Below are 13,402 nucleotides of genomic sequence, written 5' to 3'. Positions count from 1 at the left end.
GTCCTCAGGTCCTATAGAGGACGTGCGTGCCGACATTCAGAACGGCAAGCTGCAGCCTGGCGATCGACTGCCCGCGGAGATGGCTCTGACTGCACGCTTCGACGTGAGCCTCCCTACACTCCGCCAAGCCATCGGCGTCCTACGCGCCGAAGGTCTCATCGAGTCCCGCCACGGCGTCGGCACCTTCGTCAAGGATGGTCGACGACGTCAGAGACGATCGCGCAACCGCTACGGACGAGCGCGCGCCGACAAGCAGCTCCTGTCATCCGACTTCGAGCACCGGATCGTCTTCGCCGGTCGGCAATCGGTTCCGCAGCACATCGCCGAGGCGATGAACATTGCCGGGCACGGAGGTAGTCGTACGGCGCCGAAACCTCTACGACAAGGTCGACGGCCCAGAAGAAGTTGGTGCCAGCTACATCCCGGTCGAGATCGCCGGAGGCACCTACCTCGAGGAGCCGACTGTCGTACCGAAGGCACTATTTCTGTGCGTCGAAGAGCTCAGCGGCAAGCTCTATGCTCAGGCTCGCGACGCGTGGGTCTCTCGACTGCCAACCGCCGAGGAGAGCGACATCCTCAACCTGGCCCCCGGCATGCCCGTTCTCCACGTCATCCATACCGCCCGCAGTACAGACGGCGACGTCGTCGAAGTGTCCGAGTCAGTTTGGCCGGCCGATCGCGTGATGCTCATTGATGAGTACGAGATCACCGCAGAAGCCGAGCAGCCAAACGCGCAGTCGGAGATCTAGGAGGCCGATGACAGACAAGCCAGAGTAGATGTGGCGCAACGCAACCGAACTTCGAAACCATTGGTGGTGGCGGCCAGGCTGGCAGATGGGCACCCGCTTCCTAGCTTTCCACCTCGCGGTCGGGTGGTGCGAGGATCTAGCAAGTCTGGTTACGCGGTACCAAGATGCGATCCGGGGCATCGTTGGTTTCGACCCGATCCCCCGAGAGGGGCTTCACATAACGATGCAAGGACTCGCGTTCGTGGACGGCATCTCGCAGGAAGACCTTTCGTCGGTCATGAAGACAACGCGCGCAGCACTGGCAGAGGTTCAGCCGTTCGCCCTCGTTTTCAACCGTCCTCTCATCCGACCAGAAGCACTCGTGCTCCTGCCTGAAGACGTGCAACCTCTGTGCGCCCTTCGAGACCGAGTCAGGTCAGCGATCGAGAAGGCCGTAGGGCGGGGGAGCGTCGACCTGGGCTCCAGGGACTTCCAACCGCACGTGAGCTTCGCGTACGTCAATGCGGACCAGTCGGCCGCCGAGGCCCTGACAGCGTTCGAAGCTGTCGAGAGCACACGCACGCACGTCCATGTGGATGAAGTGCCCCTGATCGAGATGCACCGCGACAACCGGATGTATGAGTGGCAGGTTATGGAGAGGCTTCCATTGGGCGGCGGTCCCAAGTGGTAGTTGACCGGCCAACGCACGAATCTGGCCATGGCAGGGTTGGCCACGGACGGGTGGTGCGCGTCGATCACCTGCGCGGGGCGTATCGCCTCACCGCGGCCGCAATACAGCATCAGGATGGCACGCCGCCGATTGTCGCCAAGGCTTCCCGGAGTCGGGTCTGTCGATCAAGCAACCATTCAAGGTACCTATTCCAGTCTTCCTCGACGCTCACGTCGGTGTCGGGCAGATACTCCGCTACTCGGGTCGCTTTACGAGTAGGCAGCTCCTCCCAGTCCAAGGGGTGCCCGTAGACCTGTTCCATAGCCGATTGGTTCGCCTGCAGCGCTTGGAATCGGGTGAGGTTGACATCACGGTCGGGTGATTCAAAGACCAGTTGGCTGGAGAGACCACGCTTGGTAAATGCCGTGTAATAAGTGGCGCCAGCGATTCCGGCTGTCATGGTGAACCACGAGTCTCGCGGAGCGCTCCTCGCCCGAGACCAACCCGGGCGCTCGGCCTGCAATAGATCCATCCATCGACGCCAGAAGGAACGGTACAGAACCTGCTTGCCGGCTGCGTCGGCCTGGCTTGTGGCGGCCCGAACCGTCTTCTCCCAATCATTGGGTTGGGCAACCAACCGGAACGACGGCGCTGGGTCAGATTGTCCGATCCGCACTACGCCGAGTTCCACACCAAAGAATCTCGTGTTCTCATCAGTGCGAGCATTGAGCCAGTCGATTGCCGCTCGATGTTCGGCTCGAAACGATGCGGCAACCCAGACGATCGTGGTGGGGTCAGTGCCGGCCGCGTAGGTGAGGATCTGGCCGAGGTGGCCGTGATCGGAGGTCTCAAGCTGATTCTCAACGATCACAACCTCGCCAGTGGTCTCATCCCGACCCATGAGGTCCAAGCTGAATCCGCCTACCGGATGCTCTGCCACCTCGAGTGCGAGATCCATCCCGAGTAAATCGCTGAGTACGTCGACATTGTTGAGTAGCCACGGCGTGAAGCTGTGAGCCTCATGCGACCACACGTCGCGGGGGGGTACAGGAGTAAGCCGGCCAAGGACAGGGATGAGGTCTTCGGACATGGCTACACCTTGCCATCTCAGTGCGTCCAGGTGCGGGCAACCCGACCCAATGTCGCCAATGTGATCCGCCAACAGATCCGCGACACTCGTTCGTCACCAGATTCGCGACAGGCTTAAAAGGCTGCTGTCCCACCATTGGGCGCCAGCGAACGCACGAATTTGCGATGATCGGACGGCCTGGGTCGTGTCTACTGCGCACGGCCGGGCTGGAGGGCATGAACTACTTCCGGCAGAGCGTAGGGCTACGCAGTCCGAGGCAGCCGCAGAGCTTCCCTGATCCTGTCGTTGCGCAAGGCATGTACTGGCCGTCGACGGCGCAACCTCCTCCGAAAATCCGCATGAGGTCAGCCGATGCTTGCTCACAGAGCAGAGTGCCGTCCGCCTCGAGCATCCGGTTGAGGCTGTCCGTGACCTGGGGAACCGTGAGCTTCGCCGGTGCGCTCTGCAACTCTGCGCGGGCGCCGTCCTCGACTTGAGCGCTCGAAAGTGCTCTTATGTTGTCGGCGATGACGGCCGCCGCGAGCATGATTTCGAGGACGCGTCGCTGCGCTTCTGCGCTGCTCATCTTCGTCCTTTGCTCGTTCAGCGCTACCTCCACTTCGGACGCGAAGGCGGCAACGGCCAGCGTCGCCACGTCGGAAGTGTCGGCTTCGCCGGCGGGCTCGGCCGCTTCTGAGAGCGCTACCTTCTTTGCTCGGCGTTCCTTCCACCAGGTCTGGACGTGCGATGCCGCCTTGACGGCGCCGATGGTCAACGCGATGCCCACAGCCACCTTGAGCAGGTCGGACTGGTCGCCTTCGTCGTCCTCGACCCGGCCGCCAAGAGTCGCGTGCGTCTCGAGTTTGTTCGTGTCGTCAGCACGCACAAGCGGACTAGAACCACGGCCGAGAAGTGCGTATCGGGAGGCCGCCCGACCCACAGCGGCTCCCACACCAAGTCGGAGCTGAGGTCATCAGGAGTCACGGTCCAACTGTATCGGCGGCGGCCGAAAATTCGCCGCCCGTCAGGCCACAAATCCACACGTACGGATCTGGCCTGGCCTCTACCGTAGGAAATATCAACACGTAGCCGCGATCCGTACTTCCGCTCTATCGCAGATCACCGTGGCGGACGAGAGTGGCTGCAATTCCTGTGATCCGCTAAGAGATGCGCGACACATGTCCGCCAGCTGATCCGCGACAGGCTAGAAGCCTGGCCACCGCCTGGGACGCCCGGCCAACCCACGTTCCCAGACAATCCGCACCGCGCCCTGCCGGAACTCCCGATCAAACTTCCATCGTGGCTCGCCCATCACCCACACTCTCTAAGCGGATGTCTCCACGAGGGGAACCCAGTCGACGATCTATCGAAGGTGATAGTCAACACCGTAGTCGAGTGACAGCAGTCATCGACTCGAACCTTCTCGATCACGCCTGCGCTCCTGCCGACAGCCCAAAGAACCGTCCGAAGAAATCTTCGAGGCGAGCGAGCACACGCTGCTTCTTCTCGCCGTGTCCGCCGGCTGCCGAGAAACGGGAAGCGGGCGGCAGAATCCTCGTAATCGCTGTACCGGTGACCGGGATGGCGCCGTCGCGGAAGGCTTGGTCGACGAACGTCTTCGTCTCCTCAGGCCTCAGGCTCTCGTCGCTGATGATCGCGTCCAGCTCGGTGGTGCGCTTGGCGTCGACGTAGGCGCGCCACTCTTCATCAATCTCGCCGCTGGCCGAGACGCGGTCAACGAAGTCCATGATGAGGTCCTTCTTGTTGCGCAGCGTCAGGCTGGAGTCGACAGCACGCTGGATCTTCATCACGGCATTGAGCTCCGTGTCCGAGCCGTTGCCACGCGCCTCGCGCCACTTCTGCACGAGCATCAGGATGTAGTCAACGTTGATCTCAACCTGCTTGATCAGCTCAATCTCGAAGACCACGTCGTCGTTGATCGATTCCTTCTCGGCCTCGCCCTCCTTGCGGAACTCGGCGTAGAGATTCAGGTAGGCGCTGCGGTAATCCTGGTTCTGACGCTCGGTCAGCACCTCGTTGCCCGCGAACTCATCGAACGAGGTCAGGATGTTCTGCAGCCGCAAGATGACACCGAACAGGGCGATGAACGCCTTTTGGGCGGCTTCGCCGACGATCGGCTCGCCGAGAGGGAACTTCTCCAGCAGCTCGTTGGAGCGCTCGCTGTACTCGCCGTAGTACTCGGCGTACGGCTTGAGCAGGACGATGCTGCGGGCCTCCTTGTTGCCGAACAGCGCGATGGCGGCGTTGGTCTCTTCCTCGAGGTCGCGGAAGGAGACGATATTGCCGTAGGTCTTGACCGAGTTCAGGATGCGGTTGGTCCGCGAGTAGGCCTGGATGAGGCCGTGGTTGACCAGCCGCTTGTCCACGAACAACGTGTTCAGGGTCGTGGCGTCGAAGCCGGTCAGGAACATGTTGACCACGATCACCAGGTCGATCTCGCGGTTCTTCAGCCGTAGCGACAGATCCTTGTAGTAGTTCTGGAACTTGTCGCCCGACGTGTCGAAGCTGGTGCCGAATGTGGCGTTGTAGTCCTGAATCGCAGCGTCGAGGAAATCTCGCGACGACTGGTCGAGAGCGCTGGTCTCGAAGCCCTCTTCGTCCAGATAGTCGTCGCCGACGTCCTCGTTGGCGGCGTAGCTATAGATGAGCCCAATTTTCAGCCGTCGGTCAGGTGTCAGGTGCTTCTGCTGCTCCGTGAAGTCGGCGTAGTAGCGCTTCGCCGCGTCGATCGAAGCGGTGGCGAACAGGGCGTTGAAGCCATGCACCCGCTTGCCAGCCAACGAATAGTGCTCGGCACGCTTGGTCTTCTGATCGAAGTGCTCCAGCGTGTAACCAACCACCTGGCTCAGCCGCTCAGGCGCGAGCAACGCCCGCTCAGTGTTGATGGCCGACACCTGCTTGTCATCGATGCGCTTGGACAGCTTGATGGTGTTGACGTAGTCGATGCGGAAGGGCAGAACGTTCTTGTCATTGATGGCGTCCACGATGGTGTAGGCATGCACTGCCATCTGGTGGGCTTCGGGCGGGCAGTTGGCCGGGTCGCCGTGCAGGAAGCAGCCGAACGCTTGAGCCGTGGTGCGCAGGTTCGGGCTGCCGCTACTTCCCGCGTTCACCGAAAAGATCGGCGTGCCAGTGAAGCCGAACAGGTTGTAGCGCTTGAACGCCTTGGTGATGGCGGTGTGCATGTCGCCGAACTGCGAGCGGTGACACTCGTCGAAGATGATCACTACATGGCCGTCGTAGACCGCATGGTTCATGTTCGCGGCGATGAAGTTGGCGAGCTTCTGGATGGTCGTGATGATGATGGTTGCGCCAGAATCCTCGAGCTGGCGCTTGAGGACAGCCGTCGAGGTGTTGGAGTTGGCGGCGCCCTTCTGGAAGCGGTCGTACTCGCGCATGGTCTGGTAGTCGAGATCCTTGCGGTCGACCACGAAGAGCACCTTGTCGACGTCTGGCAGCTTCGACGCCAACTGCGCCGACTTGAAGCTCGTCAGCGTCTTGCCGGAGCCAGTGGTGTGCCACACGTACCCGCCGGCCGCGGTCCTGCCGAGCTGCTTGTGGTTGGTGGCGACTTCGATTTTCTGCAGAATCCGCTCGGTCGCCACGATCTGGTACGGCCGCATCACCAGCAAGAGCCGGTCGGCCGTCAGCACGCAGTACTTGGTCAGCACGTTCAGCAACGAATGCTTGGCGAAGAATGTTCTGGTGAAGCTCGTCAGGTCTTGGATCGGCCGGTTGGTGGCGTCTGCCCACCACGAGGTGAACTCGAACGAGTTCGACGTCTTGCGGCCACGCTTTGCACCCGTGTTCTCGCTTAGGTGCAGGCGGCGGGTGGTGTTGCTGTAGTACTTCGTCAGCGTGCCGTTGCTGATCACGAACAGTTGCACGTACTCGAACAGCCCTGAACCGGCCCAGAAGCTGTCTCGCTGGTAGCGGTCGATCTGGTTGAACGCCTCGCGGATTTCCATGCCGCGCCGCTTTAGTTCGATGTGTACCAGCGGCAGGCCGTTCACCAGCACTGTCACGTCGTAGCGGTTGGCGTGTGCTGCACCGCCCTCGCCAGCACCGATGTTGTACTGGTTGATCACCTGCAGGCTGTTGTTGTGGATGTTCTTCTTGTCGATCAACGAGACGTTCTTGGTCGAACCGTCATCGCGCCTGAGAACTTGGATGTGATCCTCTTGGATGCGCACCGCCTTCTCCACGATGCCCTCGTTCGCCCTAGCGATCTTCTCGCTGAAAAACGACTCCCACTCAGTGTCACTGAACGTGATCCCGTTCAGGGCTCCTAGCTGCGTGCGCAGGTTGGTGACCAGCTGCGCCTCAGACATGATGGGCAGGTGCTCGTAGGCCTGTGACTGCAGTAGCCCGACGAACTCCCTTTCCAGGTCGGCCTCGGACTGGTGGGCCGAGCTCGCGGATTCGTCCGCGGTGAACTCAGCAACGACCGTGCTCTCTGAGCTGACCGCGATCGGCTCATATCGATGCGACGACAGTTCGCTCATGCCGCCGCCTCCGCAAAGGCCAGGAGTTTGTCGCGGTAGTACTCGTATTGGGTCCGGCGAGCATTCAGTTCGGCAGGGAGGCCATCGTTCAGGTCGTTGACGAGCGCATCGAACTTGTCGAGCGTAGCTGCAATGCGTTGCTGTACTTCAAGAGGTGGAAGTTCGATCTCAAGGCTCTTCAATAGCCCCCCAGTTAGGAGCGGCTGGCCGCCGCCGACCGCGTACTGGTTTAAGTTCATGTGGGTCAGTTGGTGGAACGCAAAGCGCACATCCCACTCTTCGTCAGGTCGAACAATCAGGGTGTTGTCAGAGACATCAAAGTTGCCTCCCACCGCATTGACTCGGCCTGCGTTGGCGCCCACGCGAGCGACTAGTAGAACGTCTCCCGAGTTGGCGAAATGATCGGAGTATCCAAGCAGCCCAGTAGAGCCATAGACAGGGAATTCACCCTGGTCAGCACGCAACTTGTTCTTGCCTGATGCGATGCTGACGGCGAGTGTCCCCATCGGCTTTCGTTGCACATCATCGTCGAATGTCAGGAGCAAGTAGCGGTAGTAGACGTACTGACGCCGCCGAGCTGCCAGCTCAGCTTCCAGCTCCGCTTCAAGCGCGCTAAATGAGTCAAGCACGCGAACGATCTCGCGCTGAACTTCGACAGGCGGGATCGGCACGACAACCTTCGCAAGGCGAGCCTTCGATACATTGAAGCGAGTCACGCCGCTGGCCGTACGCACGAGCTGCTTGCGCATGGCCCCGGAGCGAAACAGATGCTTGGTGAACTCGGGGTCAAGGGTGTTCGGGTTATTGAGGCGATAGCCGATGGTGAAACTGTTGAGGTACAGCGGTTCGTCAACATCCGCGGTCACGACCGACGACATCGCGACCTCATCTGGCGTCTCCGACGATCCGGTGAAAAGGATGTCGCCGCGCATTAACTTCCGCTGCTTCTCGCCCGGCGCGACTCGAACGAAGTCGTTGGCGTCGACCTTGACCGCGAGGTTATTGAGGACGTTGACGTACGAGACGTAACGAGCGTTGCCATCCGAGAAGTCGGCCTTAGACTTTCCGGTGAGGCCGCCGAAAATGATACCAAGGTCTTCGAGCGACTCGCGCCGAACGCCGTGCGGGCTGAACTCTTGGATCAGGTCGTCGATCCGGCTCATGACGCCTCCCCTGCGATCTCGTCGATGTCATCGACGCCCCACCCGAGCTCGTCGATAGCCTTGGCGAAGACGTTGTCTCGGTTAACTTCTTCAACCACCCCAAGCACGAGCTGAAGACATGGCTTGAACTTCTTCAATGCCTCCTCTTCGGTTGAGTTCCCGTGGATAACGTCGCTCAACTCGCCAAACAACTTGTACCCATTGCTGGAGAAACGTTGCGGGATGATGCGCCGCTGCTCGTTTACTCGTTCGAGAAGGTCCTTGAAAGGAACTCGCCCACCTTTCTTGCCCTTGGTGGGGATCCCTGCAATCTCGGCGACCTCGTACGTGATCGATTCTAGGATCCAACGCAAGTAGACCATTGATCCGGCGCCAAGTTCTGCGTCATACGCCACGTGCGCGCGTCTCACCAGATCGGCGAACTGGCCAGCAGTCTCGCCAATGTGCTCAGCGCGATCCCGTAGGTTCTCGGTATACCGCTCGATTCGAACTTCCGGGGCAAATCCAGCGATGTTGTCATTGCTAGCGACAAGAAACCACGTTTCAACCGACGACTGGCACGCTGTGCACCTCAGTGTGGCATCGATGCTGACCGCATGGTCGCCGAGACCCAGACAGTAGAGCTCATCACCGGACTCGAAGGTCCGTTGGTCGTTACATGTCTTGCAATGGAAGTTGTGGAACACTTTGCCGACCTTGATCTTCTTGTGCTTGCCCCACTTCAACGCGCGGTCGTCGAGGAAGCCTTCAACTCTTGTTGCGGTCGGCTCTGGAGCCCTCGAAAGGAGGTCAGACAAGCGCATTTCCCCCCGCTTCCAGGTCGGCCACGATGGCGTCGATCAGCGTGCGCAGTTCGGCCTGGCGTTTCACGATCCCGGCGATCTGCTCGTTCAGAGCCGTAATGTCGATCGCCTCGGTCGTGTCCTCCTCCTCGACGTAGGACGATACGGTGAGGTTGTAGCCATTGGTGGCGATGTCTGCGTTCGGGACCAGTTTGGCGAAGTGGTCGGCGTCCTCGCGGGCAGTGAAGGCATCGAGGATTTTCTGCTGGTGCTCGGGCAGCAGCTTGTTCTTGTTGCCTAGGCGCTTGAACTCGGCCGAGGCGTCGATGAAGAGGACGGAGTTGTCCTTCTTCGACTTCTTCAGGATCAGGACGCAGGTGGCGATGGTGGTGCCGAAGAACAAGTCGGACGGCAGCTCGATCACCGTGTCGACGTAGTTGTTGTCTACCAGGTACTTGCGGATCTTCTGCTCGGCACCGCCGCGGTACAGCGCGCCGGGGAACTGAACAATGGCGGCAGTGCCGTTGACTGCCAGCCACGACAGCATGTGCATCGTGAAGGCAAGGTCAGCCTTGCTCTTCGGTGCGAGCACGCCGGCTGGCGCGTAGCGCGGGTCATTAATCAGCAGAGGATTGGTGTCGCCGTCCCACTTGATGGAGTAGGGCGGATTGCTGACGATTGCCTCGAACGGCTCGTCGTCCCAGTGCTGTGGGTCGGTGAGAGTGTCACCGTGCGCCAGGTCGAACTTCTCGTAGTTGATGTCGTGCAAGAACATGTTGATGCGAGCCAGGTTGTAGGTGGTCAGGTTGATCTCCTGACCGAAGAAGCCTTGGCGGACGCTGTCCTTGCCCAGCACCTTGGCAAACTTCAGGAGCAGCGAGCCCGAGCCGACGGCCGGGTCATACACCTTGTTGACAGACGTCTTGCCGACCACAGTGATGCGCGCTAGCAGTTCGCTGACCTCCTGCGGCGTGAAGAACTCACCACCAGACTTGCCCGCGTTCGACGCGTACATGGTCATCAGGTACTCGTAGGCATCGCCGAAAGAGTCGATGGCGTGATCGTTGAAGTCGCCCAGGTTCAGGTCGCCGATGGCTTCGAGGAGCTTCACGAGCTTCACGTTGCGCTTGGCTACCGTCGGACCGAGCTTTGCGCTATTGACGTCCAGGTCGTCGAACAGACCCTTGAGATCGTCCTCGCTGTCGGTGCCGAGGGCCGAACCCTCGATGTTCTTGAAGACGCGAGCCAGCGTCTCGTTTAGGTCCTCGTCGCCAGCGGCACGCTTGCGGACGTTTGCGAACAGCTCGCTCGGCAGGATGTAGAAGCCCTTCTCGTCCACCGTGTCCCTGCGGCCGAACTCGGCGTCCTTGTCGCTGAGTTCGGTGTAGTCAAAGTCGCTATCGCCAGCCTCGCGCTCCAACTTGTTTAGGTAGGCCGTGAGGTTCTCGCTGATGAAGCGGTAGAACAGCATGCCGAGCACGTAGCTCTTGAAGTCCCAGCCATCCACGCTGCCACGCAGGTCGCTGGCAATGCGCCAGATGGTCTTGTGCAGCTCCGCACGCTGGGCCTCCTTGCTGGCGGGCGGCATCAAGCAACCCCTCCGGTGAGGTGCAGCGCGTTCCGAGGGACAAGACTGCCGCTACTCATATGTGCTCTCATTCCACCATTCAATCGAACGTTTGTGCGACACTCGGGCCTTAGCGAAGCGCGATCGGACTCCTAAGGATGGCAGCAACGTCCCACAGTTTCAGGGGGATGGCGCGAGCCGCGAAGCAGTAGCGCCGGATTCGATGTGATCCACGGGCTGCGATACGTCCGATCGTCTGGCTGCCCGACGACGAAGAGCTGGTTGCGCTCGCCTGGCAACACGAGACCTACCGCTGCCCACCGTCAAGGCATACCGTCGCTGGCTTGCCATGCCATCCGCGTTCCGTCGTCTGACAAGTTTCTCTACGTCTTCAAGTTTCTCTACGTCTTCAAGCCGGGCCCTTAGGGGGCCCGGGAGCGCGCCGCCACCGGAGGCCGGGCCGCGGGCGGTTCGTCGCCCTGGGGGCTCCTCCCTGGCGGCCCTTGGCTTGGCGCGCACGTGCCAAAGGGTGGCCGCCCGGAGACAACGAGACTCGTCATCAACGAACGGCACCCTCGGGGGAGTCGAGCAGGTGGCCGGCTACCTTCGGATCTCTGGCTCAGTGCCGGCGCCGTCGCAGCGTGGACCTGGGGCTCCGCATCGCACCGCTAGCAATCATGGGAGTGGGTCCGGCCCGGCACGCGTCAAGGGCGCCTCCGGCGTCGCTCCGCGATCGAGCAAGCTCGACCCTTGACCCGCACCGGCCCGAACCTGAGGTCGGCAGCTATCGGGGCGATGCAGAGAACTGCCCACGCGCTGACAGTTGACTGTCAACATGCGAGCATGCTCGGCGCTAGTCGAAGAGCGTGCCGATTTGTGCTTCGATGGTCTGCAGGGCGGCAATAACCTCCTCAGCTGACAGCTTTAGCTCGTCGCTTGCGGATTCAGGCTCCTTGTTATACCACTGGCAAACCTTCCGAGCGAGTTCGCCCTTCATTTCACCTTGCTTCTTCTTGTCACGTTCCTGCGATATCTGAGATACCGAATCCCGGAAGCGATCAGGATAGTAGTCCTCGATCTGTGTCTTGCCGAGCACGATGAATCGGTCAGGTGGCCAGGTTGGAAATCTTTCCTCGAGTTTGGCTTTTGCGGTCAATCCCGGCGTGCCTCCGTCAGCTATAACCCAAGCCCTAGGCAGTGACTTGTCCCGCAAATGAGCGAACAGCACAAGGCGATAGAGTGCGTCGACCGTGCGTGCTAAATTCCCAGCGCCTTGTGCGCTAACTGACTTCAAGCCAGCCAGCCTAGGAGCAAACTCGGGGATCAATGCGTTATTTACAAAGTACTCGGCGCTAGCCTCTTCAAAGACTAGCCAGCCAGCGGGCAATGATTCCTCGTATCCCAATTCTCTCAACGCGGCATGTCGATCATATGCGTCCGCGACGAGATGGTAGGACGTTTCGGGTAGACCATCCTTCCAAACCATCTCGGTTCGATAAACAACAGCGCCAGGTTCAGCGCCAAGCATCCGCAACACCAAATCGCTATGCGTCGAAACAATGAATTGGCTGGCGCCATCAACCGTGGCCTCGATCATCGCATCCAGCAAGCGTCGCAATGCTTCTGGGTGCAGGTCATTCTCCGGCTCCTCAACCAAGAAGACGTGATCGCCGGCTAGGGCAATCTCAGAGAGGATCTTGAGTGCGCCACTGACGCCCTCTCCCATTCGTTCCAGCTCAATGCCCTCGCTGGAGCTAATTGCAATGCCGGGCGACTGGCCATTCTCCGCGGCGAAAAGATCGATGCGGTCGAGATCGAATACCGACTTTATGAGCCGCCTGAATTTTACGCCCTCGGCATACTCTCCGCTCAAGGAAGAGATACTTGCGGCAAGATTTGAATCGCTGGGGTGCACTGTGGCCGTTCGCTCACGGTTGATAGTTTGGTCATATGCACCTGACCTGCGGCGAGACAAGATGGGAACGAATAAATGGCCCGGACGATTCGCTGAAAGGCCGCCTGGAAGTCGATTCTCGCTCAGATCGGAGGCCTGCGCGATTCTCCAGACGAGTTTAACGTCGATCGATCTAGCGTTTGCATCCACGCGGATACGTATGTCGTCCGGCATCGTTCCCCAAGTTGGACTCCAGTGCTCCGAGATGCTTCCCGGATACTGGCCCCCCGCCACCGTCATGTCGACGACGATAGGTCCGCCTGTACGCAAGCGAACGTCACCAGATTGGAAATTCACTCCAGCTTGGGCGAGATACATCGCGCGCAGCAGTGCCGACTTGCCCGAGTTATTTCGCCCGATCAACACCGTCAACGGCCCAAGCTCAAGGTCGTCCACAGCTCGAATGGACCGGAAGTTGTTGACTGTGACCTTTCGTATCCCCATCGCGTAGAGTCCCCTCCTAGCGTCGAATAATGCCGCTCGTCCGGACAGCAGTCTGGCAGATACACGTCAACGTCCGTTGTTCGGCGAGTGCCGGCCGACCGAGTGAAACCGCCACTACAGCCCCCGCGTGTCGATGTAATGCGCCTCCCCGGCGATCCGCTCGAAGCTTGCAGAATCGGCCGGCCGTAGCAAGCCAGCATCAAGCCACTCCTCAACTGCCTCCCCCGCTTCGGGTTGCGGACATAGATCACGCGAGCTGTCCAGTTCTCGGAGTTGATCTCCTGCCACTCCAATGTCAGCCCGACCCATGGGCCACAAGTTCCGCGATGGTCGACTAGGACCCACACAGCCGCTTGAGCGGGTCCGGAGGCCTCGGTCGGGGATACCGCTTTGTCGCCCCCATGATCGCAACAGTAGAACACTGTTCGGTGTCGGCTAGACGGTATGACGTGACGCCGTCGTGGTGACGGGGTTGCGGGCCGGGGCCTCACTCACACAG

9 protein-coding genes and 1 pseudogene are annotated in these 13,402 nt (G+C 60.4%); 3 read left to right on the top strand and 7 right to left on the bottom strand.

Features of this window, described 5'->3' with window-relative positions; all coding sequences use genetic code 11:
* Positions 1-22: 22 nt before the first annotated feature.
* The 3 genes and pseudogenes from ABD210_RS32470 to ABD210_RS15305 all read left to right on the top strand — a co-directional run.
* Positions 23-178 (top strand): annotated as a pseudogene (locus tag ABD210_RS32470) (winged helix-turn-helix domain-containing protein); the annotation flags it as partial.
* Positions 179-338: 160 nt separating this feature from the next.
* Positions 339-749 (top strand): UTRA domain-containing protein, encoded by a 411-nt coding sequence (locus ABD210_RS15310; protein ID WP_344112087.1) that lies wholly within the window; start codon positions 339-341, stop codon positions 747-749.
* 85 nt (positions 750-834) lie between these two features.
* Positions 835-1,419 (top strand): 2'-5' RNA ligase family protein, encoded by a 585-nt coding sequence (locus ABD210_RS15305; RefSeq protein WP_344112085.1) that lies wholly within the window; start codon positions 835-837, stop codon positions 1,417-1,419.
* A gap of 109 nt (positions 1,420-1,528) precedes the next feature.
* Here ABD210_RS15305 and ABD210_RS15300 read toward each other — a convergent pair whose 3' ends face one another.
* The 7 genes from ABD210_RS15300 to ABD210_RS15270 all read right to left on the bottom strand — a co-directional run bounded on the left by ABD210_RS15300 (position 1,529) and on the right by ABD210_RS15270 (position 12,903).
* Positions 1,529-2,488 carry a DUF4268 domain-containing protein gene (locus ABD210_RS15300; RefSeq protein ID WP_344112083.1) on the bottom strand — a complete coding sequence of 320 codons (960 nt, stop codon included), beginning with the start codon at positions 2,486-2,488 and terminating at the stop codon, positions 1,529-1,531.
* Between the two features lie 220 nt (positions 2,489-2,708).
* Positions 2,709-3,353 carry a hypothetical protein gene (locus ABD210_RS15295; RefSeq protein ID WP_344112082.1) on the bottom strand — a complete coding sequence of 215 codons (645 nt, stop codon included), beginning with the start codon at positions 3,351-3,353 and terminating at the stop codon, positions 2,709-2,711.
* Positions 3,354-3,894: 541 nt separating this feature from the next.
* Entirely contained in the window at positions 3,895-6,993 is a 3,099-nt protein-coding gene (locus ABD210_RS15290) for a type I restriction endonuclease subunit R (protein ID WP_344112081.1), read from the bottom strand.
* Positions 6,990-8,156, bottom strand: a complete 1,167-nt coding sequence (locus ABD210_RS15285; RefSeq protein WP_344112079.1) for a restriction endonuclease subunit S — start codon at positions 8,154-8,156, stop codon at positions 6,990-6,992. Before ABD210_RS15285 ends, ABD210_RS15290 begins: the two co-directional genes overlap by 4 nt.
* Positions 8,153-8,953, bottom strand: coding sequence for a hypothetical protein (locus ABD210_RS15280; RefSeq protein ID WP_344112077.1), 801 nt, complete (start codon positions 8,951-8,953; stop codon positions 8,153-8,155). Before ABD210_RS15280 ends, ABD210_RS15285 begins: the two co-directional genes overlap by 4 nt.
* Entirely contained in the window at positions 8,946-10,526 is a 1,581-nt protein-coding gene (locus ABD210_RS15275; protein ID WP_344112076.1) for a type I restriction-modification system subunit M, read from the bottom strand. The genes ABD210_RS15280 and ABD210_RS15275 overlap by 8 nt, the downstream gene beginning before the upstream one ends.
* Positions 10,527-11,358: 832 nt before the next feature.
* Positions 11,359-12,903, bottom strand: coding sequence for an ATP-dependent nuclease (locus tag ABD210_RS15270; protein WP_344112075.1), 1,545 nt, complete (start codon positions 12,901-12,903; stop codon positions 11,359-11,361).
* Positions 12,904-13,402: the final 499 nt, after the last annotated feature.

The sequence above is a fragment of the Kribbella alba genome (assembly GCF_039529635.1).
GTDB classification, from domain to species: domain Bacteria; phylum Actinomycetota; class Actinomycetes; order Propionibacteriales; family Kribbellaceae; genus Kribbella; species Kribbella alba.
Note: the sequence above shows the minus strand (reverse complement) of the source record. Positions and strands in the feature narration are given on the sequence as shown.